The following is a 16,523-nucleotide window of genomic DNA, read 5'->3' as shown; positions in this document are numbered from 1 at the left end:
ACATGAGCGAAGTTCCGACTCAGCCATCATCGGCAGGAGCACCAGGCCACACCACTGACTTGAATCGTCCCTGGCATAGCATCGGGTCTGAAGAGGCCCTGATCGCCCTTGAAACCGATCATCGCGGCCTTGCGGAGTCCGAGGCCAGCCAACGCCTTGCCAGTTATGGCTATAACCGGCTGCCTGCGGTCGATGGCCCTGGCCCACTCATCCGCTTCTTACGTCAGTTTCACAACATTCTGATCTACATCCTGATTCTGGCTGCGGTCGGAACAGCCTTGCTTGGGCACTGGGTGGATACCGGTGTCATTCTCGGTGTCGTTCTGATCAATGCCCTGGTCGGTTTCTTCCAGGAAGGCAAAGCCGAGCGCGCCCTCGGCGCCATTCGTAACATGTTATCACCGACCGCCCAGGTCATTCGTGACGGCAAGCGCCAGGAAGTTGCCGCCGAAATGCTTGTGCCTGGCGACATTGTCAGACTCAAGGCCGGCGATCGTGTACCGGCGGACATTCGCCTGATCGAAAGTGCCGACCTGAGAATCGAAGAAGCAGCCCTGACCGGTGAATCCGAAGCGTCAGATAAAGAGGAGGCTGAACTGGAGGAAAAACTGCCCCTCGGGGATCGGGCGAATATGGCTTACTCCAGCACACTGGTCACCTTCGGCAATGGCTACGGCGTTGTGGTGGGCACCGGCCAGCAAACAGAGATTGGCCGCATAAGTGAGCTGATGGCGTCGGTAGAAGCTGTCACAACACCCTTGCTGCGCCAGGTCGCCATCTTCGGACGATGGTTGAGTGCTGTGATCGTGATGGTATCAGCCCTGACGTTTGCTATCGGCTACTGGGTTCGCCAAACCGAGCTCGCAGAGATGTTCCTTGCGGCGGCCAGCCTGGCCGTAGCGGCCATTCCAGAGGGGATGCCAGCTATCCTCACCATCACGCTTGCCATTGGCGTGCAGGAAATGGCGCGCCGAAACGCGATCATCCGACGATTGCCCGCGGTCGAAACCCTCGGTGCCGTAACCACAATCTGCTCGGACAAAACCGGCACGCTGACCCGCAATGAGATGAAAGTCGAGACGGTAGAAATGGCTCACCGGAGCCTGACCGTCAGCGGTGTCGGTTACGAACCCGTCGGGGAATTTGAGGAATCCGGCAAGCCGTTCGATCCAAACGACGACCTGACCGTGATCCAGATGTTACGGGCAGGACTTCTTTGTAATGATGCCGAAATTTCAGAAAGGGCCGGCGACTGGATACTCAATGGAGAACCGACAGAAGGCGCTCTGGTGGCAGTCGCGCGCAAGGCAGGGCTGAACCCTGACGACCTGAACCATCGTTGGCACCAACTGGATCGCATACCGTTTGCCTCAGAGCATAAGTTCATGGCCACCCTGAACAGGGACGACGAACATGGAACGGGAAACTGGATCTTTCTAAAAGGCGCACCCGAACGAGTTCTGGAAAGGTGCTCCACACAAATGGGCACCACTGAACCGGAGCCACTGGACAACGATTACTGGCATGATCGGATGCAGGCTATCGCCGATGAAGGCCAGCGAGTTCTGGCGGTGGCCTGCCGAAAAGTGCCAGGTGACCTGACTCATCTGGAATGGCACGAAGTCGAGTCTGACCTTGTACTGCTGGGCTTGTACGGCATCATGGATCCCCCAAGGCAGGAAGCCATTGAGGCGGTGTCACAGTGTCAGGCAGCGGGAATCCGGGTCGTGATGATCACCGGCGACCACAGTGGCACCGCGCAGGCTATCGGCCGCCAACTCGGAATCGCCGGGGAGGAACCGGCAATGACGGGGCAGCAGCTTGAGGCCCTATCGGAGCAAGAACTGGTCGAAGCCGTTTCCCGGGTAACCATTTTTGCCCGCACCAGTCCGGAGCACAAACTGCGGCTGGTCCGTGCGCTCCAGGCCCATGAAGATGTCGTGGCCATGACCGGTGATGGCGTAAACGACGCACCAGCGCTGAAACAGGCCGATGTCGGTGTAGCTATGGGCAAGAAAGGCACCGAAGCTGCCAAAGAGGCCTCCGAGATGGTGCTTGCCGATGACAACTTCGCCACCATCGCCCGCGCCGTGGAACAAGGCAGAACGGTTTACGACAATATTCGCAAAGCCATTCTTTACCTGTTGCCGACCAACGCGGGCCAGGGACTGACCATTTTCATGGCGGTCCTGCTTGCGATGCCATTACCACTGACTCCGGTTCAGGTACTCTGGGTCAATATGGTGACGGCTGTCACGCTGGCCATGGCTCTGGCCTTTGAACCCACCGAACCCGGCACCATGGCGCGCCCTCCCCGCAGTTCTCGCCAGGCCCTGATGTCCGGTGGGTTTCTATGGCGCATACCGTTTGTCGGGCTATTGCTGTGGGCAGGCACTTTCGGTCATTTCTACTGGCTCACCGGCCTGGGAGCGGACCTTGAACTGGCCCGTACGGCAGCCATCATGACGCTTGTAGCCGGGCAGATTTTCTACCTGTTCAATGTGCGCCACCTGTATTCCTCGGTGCTCAACTGGCGCGGCCTGTTTGGCAGTCGTCCTATCTGGATCGCCATCGGCATTCTGGTGATTTTGCAAGCCGCCTTTGCCTATGCGCCGCCCTTACAGTTGCTGTTTGGCACCACGGGGCCCGGTGCAACTAACCTGTTACTGAGCCTGACGTTCGGGATTTTTCTGCTCTTGGTGGTAGAGCTGGAGAAGTGGATTATCGCCCGCCTTTCCTCGGGCCTCGGGCGCGAGCGACAACCGTGATTAAACTGACCCGGGCATTGCCCGGGCCCTTGGTGACATCACCCTGCCGGTTGCTCCAGGCGGCGCCCCTCGGAACCAGGCAATGTGCGCAGAGAGATCGTGGCCTGACTGAGGCTCTCATAGCTCCGGCTTTTCACGGTATCCAGAAAATGCCATTCTGAACGCGCCTCTGTCGGGGTAAACGTCACCAGCATATATCCCCTCTGGCTAATGTCGAGGTAGTCCAGATCATCAACCAGCAGCCCGATGCCTTGTTCGGCTTGCGGAATCATCTCTGCCGGCAGTCCCAGATATCCCTCAAGCCCAGGCGAGGTCACCGAGGCCGTGGCAAACTCCACGCCTATCTGTCGCCCTTCCACATCCCGGAGGTTGTTGGCCCAGGCATTATGGGTATCACCGGCCAGCACCACCAGGTTCCTGTCCAGCTGCCGGGCGGTGGCGAGAACCACTTCCCGTTCGTACTGGTAGCCGTCCCAGGCATCCAGGTTATAGGGTACTGCCAGTTCAAGCCGCGCCAGCTCCTGTTCGGTAAGTGTGGGATCATCCTGCAGCGCCCGGGCTTTCAGCGTTGCCAGTTCGGCCAGTGATGCCGGCAGGTTTTCCAGATTCTGTGTCGCAATGGCCATCAGCAGCTCGGCGGGCAGGTTCATGCGCCCCATCAGCACCTGCTGGCCAAGCACCTGCCAGGTAGCCGTGCCCTGCGCAAGTGCCGACTGCAACCACAAACGCTGTTCGGCGCCCAAAAGGGTGCGGTTCGGATCCCCTACTGCCGCCCGGAAAGCATCTACATCCAGGCCACCCTCCCCGAGGTAGTTCATGTAATCCAGCTGCTGGTCACGGCCAATAATGCGGGTATCCAGCATATGCAGATCAACCAGGTCACCAAACCGGAAACTCCGATAGATAGTTTCGTTACTACCCTCTATTACCGGGCGGATCGGCATCCACTCAAAGAAGGCCCGCAGGGCGGCAATCCTGCGTTCGCCGAAATCGCCTTCTCCCAGCTCCGGATTGTGGTTCTCTGCACCCTCGCGCCAGGTGTCGTTGGTGACCTCATGGTCGTCCCATACCACGATGAACGGCATAACGCGGTGCAATTCCTGAAGGTCATCGTCCTTGCGATAGATGCCGTAGCGTTGGCGGTAATCCTGCAGAGTAATCAACTCCAGATTATTGGCCTCCGGGAAGGTGCGCCCCAATGCCTCGGCATCTGCTGCTGCGTAGCTGTCGGCCTCACTGCTGTATTCGTAGATGTAGTCTCCCAAATGAACCAGGGCGTCCAGATCCTGTCGGGTGGCAATCTCCCGATAGACATTGAAATAGCCCGCCGGATAGTTGGAGCACGAGACAACAGCCAGCTTCACTTGATCAATGCTGCCCTCAGGGAGGGTTCGGGTAGTGCCAACAGGCGATGTGCTGTTGGCGGAGCGGAAACGATAGAAGTAGCGCTGGCCATCGGATAGGCCCCGGGCATCCACCTTCACCGTGTAATCATGCTCTGCGCTGGCCTCGGCGGTGCCGGAGTGTACGATCTCATCAAACTCGGCGTCCCTGGCAATTTCCCAGCCCACCTCTACCGAGGTCGCCCTATCCGGCACCGCGCGCGTCCAGAGTATGACGCTATCCTGCAACGGGTCGCCACTGGCGACACCATGGGTGAACTCAACGCTGCGCTTATCGCTGCTGTCGAACACACAACCCGCCAATCCGGTTGAGACAACTACTGCTCCCATCCCCAAGGCCGAGGCTTTCAGAAAATCCCTGCGTGTTAACCGTGCCATTCTGTTCCCCTTATTATTCATTCTGAGCTTGTCCTGTTGTGGGCGGCCGCCCGATTCGCGACCGCAGACCAAACGCTAGACTGCTCAGATGAAAACCGCGTTGCCGGATTGCGACATCCCTGTGGCAAATGCCGACAACTAGGGGAAGGCAGGCACCAGGTCACAAAAAAAGAGGAGCCGAAGCTCCCCTTTGATGGCAGATGATTGGCAGGTTACGACTACCCGCTGACAAACACCGGGCCGACACCGAAGTTCCAGAGAATGACCGAGCCAACACGAGTAGAAACGAGAATCACCAGGGCAACGGTCAGCAGGGCCCCGCCGTACATGACCGCACGCTCTTTCTCGATCCCCATCACGATGGGCAGGCCGTCATACATCAGCCAGGCACCGTAACAGGCTGCCGCCAGAAACACAGCCGCGTTGAACCATGGCACCGGGTACAACAGCGCAAAGCCAGCCAGGAACAGCGGAGTGCAGGAATAAGCCGCCAGGGCAATACCGTTAGAAGGTACGTGTTCCTCTTTGGCACCGTAGGTTTTTGCCATCCAGTTAATGGCGTAGCCCAGGGCAAAGACGCCCACCAGCATGGCAATGTATGTCAGGACGCTCAGCTGCAACGCACTGATTTCCGTCAGCTTGATCAATCGCTCATTGCCGACGGACCAGCCGAAATGCGCGGTTGAGATGTAAGCACAGATCGGCGCGATAGCTCCCAGAATAACCACATAGGCAACATACAGCCGGGTTGGATGTTCGTGTTCTTTCTTTATGGATGCCCACTCTTGGTCCGGGTGGGTAAACAGACCAAACGCGTGTGACAGGAGCATAGACCACCCCCTCGTTATTGATGTTATTGGTATGGGTGGATACGGTGCCTGAACGAGTTCAGACTTATCACCGTTCCTGTTCTTAACTATAGTCAAGAATGGTCAGGTTGAAAGCAGCACCTGATGCCATTTTGTTCGCGAATCCGGTGTTCTCAGATCATTTAGTTCTGTAGGCAGTATTCATCGGGTATGTCTGAACACTCGTATGACAAGGAATCCAACACCACACAAGGAGATGACCCACATGCCTGGAATCAGAAAAACAACTCAACTCACGGCGCTCGCCCTGGCCATTGCCGGCGCCAGTGCCAACGCGGAACTTCGCACCGAAACGGTCACCTATGAAGTGGATGGCCAGACCTTCAGCGGCTACATGGCCTGGGATGATGAAGAAGAGGGCAAACGGCCCGGCGTTCTGGTGGTTCACGAGTGGTGGGGTCATAACGCCTTCGCCCGTGAGCAGGCAGAAAAGCTGGCTGCAGCAGGCTACACAGCCTTTGCCCTGGACATGTACGGTGACGGCAAGCTGGCTGAACACCCGGATACCGCCCAGGAATTCATGCAGGAAGCCACCAAAAACATAGATCAGGTGAAAGCCCGTTTCATGAAGGCAAAAGAACTGCTGCAGAACCACGAAAGCGTGGATGCCGGCCGTATTGCCGCCCAGGGTTACTGTTTCGGCGGTGCCGTGGTATTGAACATGGCTCGGCTTGGCGTTGATCTGGCAGGGGTGGTCAGCTACCACGGCGCGCTGTCCAGCCCGGTTCAGGCAGAAGCTGGCAAGGTAAAAGCCAAAGTGCAGGTTTACACCGGTGGCGCCGACCCGATGGTGCCTTCAGAGCAGGTAGCAAGCCTGGTTCGGGAGATGCAGAACGCGGAAGTGGACCTGACACTGGTGAGCTTCCCCGGAGTAACCCACTCTTTCACCAACCCTGGCGCAGACAAGGTTGCCGAACAGTTCGGGATGCCCATCGCCTACGATGAAACCGCTGCTGCCCGGTCCTGGAACGGCACCATGCAATTCTACAGTGAGATTTTCGCTCGCTGACCCGGTCGGGCCGGGTTAACGGCCCGAAATGCCAACAAAAAAGGCAGCCGGGGCTGCCTTTTTCTTGGTTATTGCTGAATCCCGTTAGGATTACAGAGCAACAACGTTCTCCGCCTGAGGACCTTTCTGGCCCTGAGTTACGGTGAACTCGACCTGCTGGCCTTCGGCCAGGGTCTTGAAACCAGAGCCCTGAATGGCGCTGTAGTGAACAAATACGTCCGGGCCGCCTTCACGAGTGATAAAGCCAAAGCCTTTTGCTTCGTTGAAGAACTTAACAGTACCGGTAGTAGTAGACATACTTAAACTTCCTGAAATCAATCATATTATCTGCTGCCACACACCTTCATGGTGTTGATCAGCGTTTGACGGAAAAACTGAACTCGCGGGATCAAAAACAGGACGGTCACTACTAACTGCGGAGGTACGTCTTATTCATGAACTGCTTGGCTAATCTTTCCTACACGAACCACTCTACTCTGGAATTCCCGGCTTGCCAAGGGGCTTTTCAATAATTTATGTAGGTAGTCATACCCAGTTCCGGCGGCGCCTACGTACTGTTCAGCCCTTGATCAGGCTGAAGGTATAAAAGCCCAGGGCAGTCATAAGAATAGACCCCACCACATGGGCGACAATGCCGGTGAGTGCCATGGCCCACTTGCCTTCCTGCAGTGCACCGAACATTTCCAGCGAAAAAGTCGAGAAGGTGGTCAGCGCACCACACAACCCGGTGATGGCAAACAAACGCCATTCCGGCGCCAGGGCGTTACTCTGGGTAAAAAAACCAATCAACAAGCCAACCAGCCAGCCGCCACTGAGATTGGCCACCAGAGTGCCCCAAGGTACCGCGTGGTAACTGGCATTCAGCCATAAGCCGAGCGCCCATCGAAGGTTGGCGCCGATCACGGCGCCAACGCTGACTGCAACCACTGAAAGCCACATCTCATCCTGCTCCGTCAGGCCGGGTTGTGGTCAATCAGGGTCTCCTTGTTTCGGGCAAACTCATCAAACGGGAAATCATCCACGGTGAGCATCTCCAGCACCACCTGCTCATACTGACGCATGAAATCCGCCTCTTCCTTGGTATAGATACCCGCTTCCAGAGCCGCTTCAAAGCGCTCTTCCGGGTGCAATGCCGTCATCGGCAGTTCACCCTTGGCATAGGCCTTGGTGGCTTTGCGGTAGAGCTGCTCGGCCTTGTCGTAATCCTTGAGCAGACCGTTGTAGCGGGCTACCGGATTTTCCACGGTACCTTCGCCATCGGTGGTCCAGGCACCCGCCATCAGCTTGTTGCGGATGGGCGTATCGGTAGAGATCGCCCGCGCCAGCTTGCGCGCCAGATCATCGTGAGGCGTATCCCAGCGACATCCCAGCGGCAAGGTTACCGCCCGCAGGGCCAGGGCCACCGGTCGATTCAGCAGGTTTTGCAGGAACTCATCCAGGGCCTGTTCAGTACGGTGTAGCAAAAATGCCAGGCTGTACTGCATCAGCTCTTTCTCGCCTTCCACTGGCTGGGTCTCATGCCAGTTTTTCAGCACCATCGATGCCAGATAGAGGTTGGACAGCATGTCGCCGAGACGGGCGGAGATCAGCTCACGCATTTTCAGCTCACCGCCAAGTGTGGTCATGGCGGCATCGGCACACAGCCCAAAGGCGGAGCTGAACCGTGCCAGGGCCTGGGCATACTTGCGCGAAGCGCTGTCAAACGGCACATCGGCCTTGCCGACGCCCAGGGCCTGGGTGAACGCACGGGCGGCGTTACCAAAGATCAGGCCGGCATGGCCAAAGAACGCCTCATCGAACGCCTTGATGTCGTCATTATCCTTGGCGGCCAGTTCTTTCAGGACGTACGGATGGCAACGGATCGCACCCTGCCCGAAGATCATCAGGCTGCGGGTCATAATGTTGGCACCTTCAACGGTGATTGACACCGCCGCACCGCTGAAACCGATCCCCAGATAGTTACGGGGGCCGAGGGTAACCGTTTTACCACCGTGAACATCCATGGCGTCGGTCAGGATTTCACGCTGGAACTCGGTCAGGTGGTACTTGAGGATCGCCGACGGTACCGCCGGTTTTTCACCCCGGTCGATCATGTTGGCGGTATGGTTCACCGCCGACTGGGCAATGTAGGTTTTCGCAGCAATGCGGGCCAGGGGCGCCTGCACACCCTCCATGTCCGCCACCGGCGTATTGAACTGACGGCGAATGCGGGTGAAACCGCCAGCCGTGCCCACGGAGTAGGCGGCAGCACCAGCCGCACCAGACGGCAGGGTGATGCAGCGGCCGACAGACAGGCACTCAACCAGCATACGCCAGCCCTGGCCGGCCATTTCCTGGCCACCGATGATGTAATCCAGCGGGATAAACACATCTTTGCCCTTGATGGGTCCGTTCATGAACGGAGTACCGATCGGGCAGTGGCGACGACCGATTTCCATGCCGTCGGTGTCCCGGGGAATCAGCGCACAGGTAATGCCGTAGTCTTTGGTGTCACCCAGCAGACCGTCCGGGTCAAACATCCGGAACGCCAGACCCACCACGGTGGCCACCGGCGCCAGGGTAATCCAGCGTTTCTCGAAGTTCAGGCGGATGCCCAGCACTTCCTTGCCATCCACTTTCTGTTTGCAGACGATGCCGGTATCCGGCAGCGACGTTGCATCCGAGCCTGCCCGCGGGCCAGTGAGACCAAAGCAAGGCACCTCACGGCCATCGGCAAGGCGTGGCAAATAGTAGTTTTTCTGTTCTTCGGTGCCGTATTTGACCAGCAACTCGCCGGGGCCGAGGGAATTGGGAACACCTACGGTCACCATCAACATCTCGTTGGCCGCCAGCTTCTGCAATACTGCTGTCTGAGCCTTGGCCGAGAACTCCAGACCACCGTATTCCTTCGGAATGATCATGCCAAAGAACTTCTCTTTCTTGAGGAAGTCCCACAGTTCTTTCGGCAGGTCAGCCCGCTCCACCGCCAGATCCCAGGCATTGCACATGGAGATCGCCTGGGTACATTGATTATCAACGAATGCCTGTTCTTCGTCGCTCAACCCGGTATGACGGTTAATCAGCAGGTAATGCCAGTCCGGGCGACCGGTAAACAGCTCGCCGTCCCAGCCGACGGTGCCAGCCTCCAGCGCCACCTTTTCTGTCTCCGAGACCTTGGGCGCCACCTTCTTGAACATGGCGAACACCCGCGGGGTAAGCCAGTTGATCCGGAACTGCGGCAGTCCCGCCATTGCGGTTATGGCAGCACCGACAAATAACACCAGCGCGAGCCAGCCAGAGCCCGAGAAAAGGGCGATCACACCCACCACCGCCATAACACCAATAGCAGGCTTTGCACCGGATTCGCGGCGCAATACAAACAGCAGGCCGCCCAGTGCGATCAGAAACAGTATCAACGTCATCACAGGTTCTCTCTGTCTTCCGTGGATTGGAGTCTTTGGACAATAACCAAAGCCTTATAACACTTCGTTACGTTCAACTTACTCTATCAGATGCCATGTTGCCAGATAACGCCCGCAACTCAGCCAGTTAGTCCACTTCAGGAGGTTACAATCACCCGAATACCTTCCAGCGCAAGACTGGCGTGGCCCACCGCTTCCCGGGCAGCATCCAGCTGGTCGCGCAGAAAATCGATTTCCTCACTGCGAATGGCCGGGTTTACCCGCTGCAATGCCTCCAGCCGGCGCACCTCGGGAACAAAGCCCGCCTCAACCTGCGCCAGGGCTTGCGCCTGCAGCTGCGCCAGATGCGGCTCTGCCAGTCGCTCAACGTGGTCCACCATGGTTTCCACCTCGGCCCGAATCTTTGGCACGATGGCCTGTGCCGTGCGCCGGCGAATGTTGGAGCACAGCTCATTCAGGCGATCATGAGGTAACGCGTTGGACAGGTCCCGGCCATTCACATCCACCACCAGGCGCAGCGGCGAAACCGGCAGGTAGCGGGTCAACTGCAGGGACTCCGGCGCCGGGCAGTGTACGGCAAACAAGGCTTCCAGCAGCAGGGTGCCGGGCGGCAGCGCCTTCACGGACAGATTGGCCAGCGCGGCCTTGCCCAGGCCCGAGCTGGTGACAGAATCCATCACGCCGGTCACCATCGGGTGCTCCCAGCTCATGAACGCCATGTCTTCCCGCTGCAGGGCCTGTTCACGCTCCCAGGTGACGGTCAGGCCGTCCTCCGGCAGCTCGGCAACATGGCCAGCCTGGTATTGTTCGCCAGGCTTGAGCACATCGGCATGCTCACTGTGGTCTTCAATATCCACACCCAGAATATCGAACGCCTGCACCATGTAATCACGGACCTGGGCCGAGCTTTCCTCCTGTTCGATACTGGCAATCAAGGCTTCGGCTTCATCCCGGCGGCAGGAGTTGAGCTCAATCAGGGCATCCCGGCCATTGTGCAGCAGGGTTTTCAGCCGCGCAGTTTCCTCGGCGCTGCTCGCCAGCATGGGTTCCAGAACGGTGTCATCGCCCTCCAGCGCTTTCTGCCACTCGTCACCCACCTGGTCGTGAACCGCCACACCGACGGCACAGCTCTCGGCAAAGGCATTGAGCCCTTCCTGGAACCAGCGGTACTGCACTTCCTGACTGGTGCCCTGCAAGTAGGGTATGTGAATCCGGATGGCTTCGTTCTGACCGATACGGTCCAGCCGGCCAATTCGCTGTTCCAGCAGGTCCGCGTTGGCGGGCAAATCAAACAAAACCAGGTGATGGGCAAACTGGAAGTTGCGGCCTTCACTGCCGATTTCCGAGCAGATCAGCGCCTGGGCGCCCTGCTCGCTGTCGGCAAAATAGGCGGCGGCACGATCCCGCTCCAGCAGGCTCAGGTGCTCGTGGAAGGCGGCACTGCGAATGCCGGCCCGCAGCTGCAAGTAATGCTCCAGCGCCATAGCGGTATCAGCCCGGGCGCAGATCACCACCACTTTGGCTGGTCGCAGGCTGGCCAGTTTTTTCTCCAGCCAGGCCACTCTCGGATCGTCCGCCAGCCATTGTTCTTCCGGCACTGTCTGTTCAGGCGCCAGGCCAACATCGCCGTAACGGCAGTCATCGTAAAGGGCAGGACACGGCAGAGGTTCCGGCAGCGGCTGGCGCTCCGGGAAGCCCTGAATCGCTGCCCGGGTGTTGCGGAACAGCACCCGGCCAGTGCCGTGCCGGTCCAGCAGCGCATCGATCACCGCCTGATGCGCATCATCCCGGGCCAGAAGCTCCTCCAGTTCATCACCCAGCCAGCCGGCAAGGGCCGTTTCGTCTTCAGGGCTAATTTGGCCTGGGGTTTCAAGCAGCCGGCGCACCACTTTGTTGATCGTCTCGTACTGCTGTTCCTCCTCCCGGAACGCGTCCAGGGAGTGAAACCGTGCGGGGTCCAGCAACCGCAAACGGGCGAAATGGCTGGCCACACCCACCTGCTCCGGTGTGGCCGTCAGCAGCAGCAGGCCTTTGCTGGCCTCAGACAGGCTTTCAACCACCTGATATTCCGGGCTGGCCTGCTCCGGCGACCAGGCCAGGTGGTGGGCTTCGTCTACCACCATCAGATCCCAACCCGCCGCCAGGGCATGGTTGCGGGCCTGTTCGCTTTCAACCAGAAAATCGAGACTGCACAACACCAGCTGGTCTGCCTCGAACGGGTTGACGCTGTCGTCGTCACCGAAGATGTGGTTTACCAGCGCGTCCACATCGTCTTCCTGGGCCTTGATGTCGTCGTAGCGGCGACGATCCACAATAGAAAAACGCAGGTTGAAGCGGCGCAGCATTTCCACCAGCCACTGGTGAATCAGCGAATCCGGCACCACAATCAGCGCCCTTCGGGCCCGGCCGGTGTGCAGCTGATAGTGCAGGATCAGGCCAGCCTCTATGGTTTTGCCCAGCCCCACCTCATCGGCCAGCAACACTCTGGGGGCATGGCGGCGCGCCACTTCATGGGCAATGTACAGCTGGTGCGGCAGATGCTGGGTGCGCGCACCAATTAATCCCTGGGCCGGGGAGGCCCGCAGGCGGTCCAGGTGCTGAAGGGTAGACACCCGCAACCGGAAAGCGCCGTTTCGGTCAAACTGACCGGCGAACAGGCGCTGGTGCGGGGCCGAAAAATTGACCGAACCGGCCAGCTTTACCTCGGAGATCTGCTGGATATTTTCGCCATCATCGGCGTGGTACATCAGAACACCGTGGAGATCCTCAACGGCCCGAACAATGTAACGCTCGCCGTCATAGGTCTCTATCTCCTCACCCAGCTGATAGACAATGCGCGACAAAGGCGCATTATCGATGGCATAGGTGCGCTCTTCATCGGCCGCCGGAAACCCCAGGGTAACTCTGCGCCCCGAGATGTCGGTAACGATACCCAAACCCAAAGCGGTATCGCTGTGGCTCACCCAACGCTGACCGATGACAAATTCCGATGTTTCCAAGAAACCTCCGCAAGCAAGTTACTGTTGATTCGATGTATTTTCCCGCACCCAGTAGGCGGTTGCGCCGCACACTGCCGCCGGCACCACCACCAGATTAAGCACCGGCACCATGGCCGCCAGGGCCACCGGCAAGCCGAAACCCATTGCTGACAGCCGCTGGGCCGCAAGATCCCGGCGCAGACGGGCAAAACTGACTTTATGGTTGTCAGCCGGATAATCCACGTACTGCAACGCCATCATCCAGCTGTTGAACAGGAACCAGAGTAAGGCCGCCACCAGGTTGACGACCGGAATCAGGCCTATGATGAACAGGCCCAGGGCGCGGGGAAGGTAATAGGCGATCTTCTGGACCTCGCGCCAGAGAATTCGCGGGGTATCCTTCAGCAGCGCCGCCCAGCCTTCGTCCGGATTGACTTCCTGGCCGGTCAGGTGCTTTTCGGTAAGTTCGGCCAGATAACCGTAGAACGGCGAGCCGATAAGATTGGCAACAATCACGAAACCGTAGGCCAGCATCAGCAGAATCACGACGCCGTAAAGTAACCAGAACAGCCAGTCCAGTGCCTGCAACCAGGCCCAATCCGGCAGCCAGGCCATGGCCCCGGCGATCAAGACTGAAAACAGCTCCGCCATGAAATAGAACATCACACCAAACAGGAGGATGTTGAGCACAAGGGGAATGATGACAAACAGGCGCAGGCCCGGCAGGCGGATCAGCCTGAAACCTTCACCCAGATAACCCAGTCCTCTGAAAAAGTTACCCTTGAGCATCACCGATGATCCTCCGCTGCCATGACAAAAACGGGGCGCAAAGCATATCATGTCAGGATCGTTCCCACAGCCTGCAACCACACCCGGATGACTTGATGCTCCCATTTCAGCAAACCGTCTCTACCCTTCTGCGCATGCGCCGGCTCTGGCAGGCAGTCTTGCTGATCTCGGTGGCCGCCATCCTGTACCTGGCCACAACCAGCTCCAGCTACCCCATCCCTGCAGCCGCCAACGACAAGGTCAACCACATTATTGCGTTTATTGAATTGACCATTGTCACCCGGCTGGCCTGGCCTCGCCTGAGTGCATTCTGGTACGCCCCTGCCCTGCTGGGCTTCGGCCTGGCGCTCGAAGCGGTCCAGGCCAACCTCCCCTATCGGGATTTTTCCCTGGCCGATGTTCTGGCGGATGCCCTGGGCATTGCAATCGGCATGCTGCCCTGGCCGGGCATCCGCAATGCCGGCGAAGTGGATTTGAGAAATTCGCCCGACTCTGTGTGAGACATTTCCTACAAGCATGTAAGAACATGTAGCCGCGTAGCGTGCGCAGACGCGAGCGCTCACCCAGAAAATTAATCTATGTTAATGATTTTGAACAAAAAATATTGATGCCCGCAGTTTCGTATTCAACAAATCGTGCACAGTTCACACGTCTGTAAAGGTGGGATTGGTATGATGTTCAACATCAAGGATGACAGGGAAAAGGACGACGCACCGGACGCACCCCTGCATGGATTGTGGGGAGAGGCAAGGACACAGGGACGCCTCGCTTAAGGGATAACGAATTGGATGGCTGGCTCGGACGCCGGCACCAGGGAACGGACGCAAGGACTGGCAACAAGGCAGTTGCCCACCGCGCACGGAGGCGCCAACCTGTTCCGAATCTGAACTGCTCAGGATGGCGGTTCAGTACCTGCAAAGGGCAGCCCGAGGGTTGCCCTTTATTTTTTCTGCCACGCCTGATGGCTTGCGGCTACACCCTGCCCCGCGCGAAATAAATGCGCACCTTGTTGAACTCCTCGAATTCATTCAGATCCGGCCAGGTTCTGGCCTCAATCACTGCCTGCTTTTTATAGGCCGGATTGGCCAGGTTCCTGATTCTGGAGTCTGCCAGCAACACCTGTTCAGCGGACGCACGAAAGGCCTCCAGCAACGGCCGGTTTCCCGGGTCGTACAACACATCAGCCGCGGTGATCAGGTCCAGATGCCCGGGCCGCTGCGCCCAGTCTGCGCACAGCTCCACCTGCACGCCGTTCAACTTGGCGTTGGCTGCAGCAGCATCCAGCGCTGCCGGATCAATATCGCAGGCAATGGCCCGCGCGGCCCCCGCCCGGGCTGCCGCTACCGCGACCACACCTGATCCGGAGCCGAAATCCAGCACCGTCTTGCCCGCCACCAGCATCGGGTGGTCCAGAATCCACTGGGCCAACACCTGGCCACTGGCCCAGCAAAACGACCAATAGGCCGGCTCCGCCACGACCGCCTGAGCTTCGTCATGACTTATTGGCCCCTCAAGCACAGACGGATCAAACAGGTAAAGCGGCAAACTCGGGCAGCCGGCCGGCGCCGATTGGGCCACCCGGCCGCGACTAAGGGTTTTGCGCAGGTGCAGATTGAGTGTTTCCGGATTCATCAGTGGTCCTTTCAGGCCGTTTCCGAGGCGGCATTGTACCCTTTGGCCGGGATATCAACAGTCCGGTATACTGCCGCCTCACTCTGAGTAACAGCGACTCGTGGAAATGGCCAGCAGACCCGACACCGATGACTACCTCAACCTGTTCCTGAACGACATCCCGTTAATGGATGTGCGGGCACCGGTGGAGTTTGCCAAAGGCAGTTTTCCCTGTGCTGAAAATGCACCGCTGATGAACGATGAAGAACGGCACCGGGTGGGTATCTGCTACAAGGAGAAAGGTCAGGACGAAGCCATTAAGCTGGGCCATCAGCTGGTCTCAGGCGACATCAAGGCGCAGCGCATAGAAGCCTGGAACCGCTTCATCGCCAGACACCCCGAGGGATACCTTTTCTGCTTTCGTGGCGGGCTACGCTCACGGCTGACCCAGCAATGGATCAAAGACGCAGGCATTGACTACCCCCTGGTGAAGGGTGGCTACAAGGCGCTTCGGCGTTTCCTGATCGACAGCCTGGACCAACTGATTGCCAACGGTGATTACCGGATTCTCAGCGGACGCACCGGCACTGGCAAGACCCGCGTCCTGCTTGGCCTGCCCAATCCGGTCGACCTTGAAGGTCTGGCCAACCACAGAGGCTCCAGTTTTGGCCGACAGGTTACGCCGCAGCCTTCCCAGATAGACTTCGAGAACCGTGTGGCGGTTGCCATGCTGAAGGCGCATCATCTGACTGGTGGCTCAATCTACCTGGAAGATGAAAGCCGACTGATCGGCCGCTGCGCCCTGCCGGAGCCCCTGCGGGCACGAATGGCGGAATCGCCGTTGATGATTCTGGAACAACCCATGGAAGAGCGGGTTGCGATCATTCGCGCCGACTACGTAGAGGCCATGCTGCAGGACTACATTTCAAGAGACGGTGAAGAGGCCGGCTGGCTCAACTTCCGGGATTACCTGCTCAGCGCCCTGGACCGGATACGCCGGCGCCTGGGTGGTGAACGCTACCAGCAGCTCCGAGACCTGATGATCCACGCGCTCGACCAGCAGCAGGCGAACGGCGCCCTGGACGACCACCATGCCTGGATCGAAACTCTGCTCAACGACTACTACGACCCGATGTACGACTACCAGCTCAACCAGAAACAGGGGCGGATTCTTGTATGCGGCAATCCGGAAACCATTCGCGACTACGCCAGAAACCACCACAAGCTCCTGAAATAAAGCGATTACAACATCTCTACGCAATGCAGGTTTAATCCATTTGTGCTCTATACTGCGTAGAGTCAGATTCCCTTGCGGCA

The 16,523-nt window shown here is 58.5% G+C and carries 12 protein-coding genes; 4 read left to right on the top strand and 8 right to left on the bottom strand.

Annotated features, from left to right (window positions below):
* Positions 1 to 2 precede the first annotated feature (2 nt).
* The gene (locus ASQ50_RS12410) at positions 3 to 2,768 is read left to right on the top strand and encodes a cation-transporting P-type ATPase (RefSeq protein ID WP_058091543.1); all 2,766 of its coding nucleotides are present in this window, start codon (positions 3 to 5) and stop codon (positions 2,766 to 2,768) included.
* A gap of 38 nt (positions 2,769 to 2,806) precedes the next feature.
* Here the strand turns inward: ASQ50_RS12410 and ASQ50_RS12405 are convergent, their stop codons facing one another.
* A complete protein-coding gene (locus ASQ50_RS12405; protein WP_058091544.1) occupies positions 2,807 to 4,549 on the bottom strand; it encodes an alkaline phosphatase D family protein in 1,743 nt (580 codons plus the stop codon).
* Between the two features lie 218 nt (positions 4,550 to 4,767).
* A complete protein-coding gene (locus ASQ50_RS12400) occupies positions 4,768 to 5,379 on the bottom strand; it encodes a Yip1 family protein (RefSeq protein ID WP_058091545.1) in 612 nt (203 codons plus the stop codon).
* A gap of 244 nt (positions 5,380 to 5,623) precedes the next feature.
* Here ASQ50_RS12400 and ASQ50_RS12395 point away from each other — a divergent pair, with 244 nt between their 5' ends.
* A complete protein-coding gene (locus ASQ50_RS12395) occupies positions 5,624 to 6,427 on the top strand; it encodes a dienelactone hydrolase family protein (RefSeq protein WP_058091546.1) in 804 nt (267 codons plus the stop codon).
* A gap of 90 nt (positions 6,428 to 6,517) precedes the next feature.
* Here the strand turns inward: ASQ50_RS12395 and ASQ50_RS12390 are convergent, their stop codons facing one another.
* The 5 genes from ASQ50_RS12390 to cysZ form a co-directional block, all read right to left on the bottom strand.
* Positions 6,518 to 6,724 carry a cold-shock protein gene (locus ASQ50_RS12390; protein WP_008172950.1) on the bottom strand — a complete coding sequence of 69 codons (207 nt, stop codon included), beginning with the start codon at positions 6,722 to 6,724 and terminating at the stop codon, positions 6,518 to 6,520.
* 261 nt (positions 6,725 to 6,985) lie between these two features.
* Positions 6,986 to 7,366 carry a fluoride efflux transporter CrcB gene (crcB, locus tag ASQ50_RS12385; RefSeq protein ID WP_058091547.1) on the bottom strand — a complete coding sequence of 127 codons (381 nt, stop codon included), beginning with the start codon at positions 7,364 to 7,366 and terminating at the stop codon, positions 6,986 to 6,988.
* Between the two features lie 14 nt (positions 7,367 to 7,380).
* The gene (locus tag ASQ50_RS12380) at positions 7,381 to 9,828 is read right to left on the bottom strand and encodes an acyl-CoA dehydrogenase (protein WP_197492685.1); all 2,448 of its coding nucleotides are present in this window, start codon (positions 9,826 to 9,828) and stop codon (positions 7,381 to 7,383) included.
* Between the two features lie 137 nt (positions 9,829 to 9,965).
* Positions 9,966 to 12,827: an RNA polymerase-associated protein RapA gene (gene rapA, locus ASQ50_RS12375; protein WP_058091549.1), complete on the bottom strand. Its 2,862-nt coding sequence runs from the start codon at positions 12,825 to 12,827 to the stop codon at positions 9,966 to 9,968.
* Positions 12,828 to 12,845: 18 nt separating this feature from the next.
* The gene (cysZ, locus tag ASQ50_RS12370) at positions 12,846 to 13,595 is read right to left on the bottom strand and encodes a sulfate transporter CysZ (protein ID WP_058091550.1); all 750 of its coding nucleotides are present in this window, start codon (positions 13,593 to 13,595) and stop codon (positions 12,846 to 12,848) included.
* 95 nt (positions 13,596 to 13,690) lie between these two features.
* Between cysZ and ASQ50_RS12365 the strand changes: the two genes are divergently transcribed.
* Positions 13,691 to 14,095 carry a VanZ family protein gene (locus tag ASQ50_RS12365; RefSeq protein WP_058091551.1) on the top strand — a complete coding sequence of 135 codons (405 nt, stop codon included), beginning with the start codon at positions 13,691 to 13,693 and terminating at the stop codon, positions 14,093 to 14,095.
* Between the two features lie 472 nt (positions 14,096 to 14,567).
* On the opposite strand, the gene ASQ50_RS12360 is transcribed toward ASQ50_RS12365, so the two are convergent.
* Positions 14,568 to 15,227 (bottom strand): 50S ribosomal protein L11 methyltransferase, encoded by a 660-nt coding sequence (locus ASQ50_RS12360; RefSeq protein WP_058091552.1) that lies wholly within the window; start codon positions 15,225 to 15,227, stop codon positions 14,568 to 14,570.
* A gap of 106 nt (positions 15,228 to 15,333) precedes the next feature.
* Here ASQ50_RS12360 and mnmH point away from each other — a divergent pair, with 106 nt between their 5' ends.
* Positions 15,334 to 16,443, top strand: a complete 1,110-nt coding sequence (gene mnmH, locus ASQ50_RS12355) for a tRNA 2-selenouridine(34) synthase MnmH (protein ID WP_058091553.1) — start codon at positions 15,334 to 15,336, stop codon at positions 16,441 to 16,443.
* Positions 16,444 to 16,523: the final 80 nt, after the last annotated feature.

This window comes from Marinobacter sp. LQ44 (genome assembly GCF_001447155.2).
GTDB lineage: Bacteria > Pseudomonadota > Gammaproteobacteria > Pseudomonadales > Oleiphilaceae > Marinobacter.
This window is presented reverse-complemented; position numbering and strand designations above follow the sequence as displayed.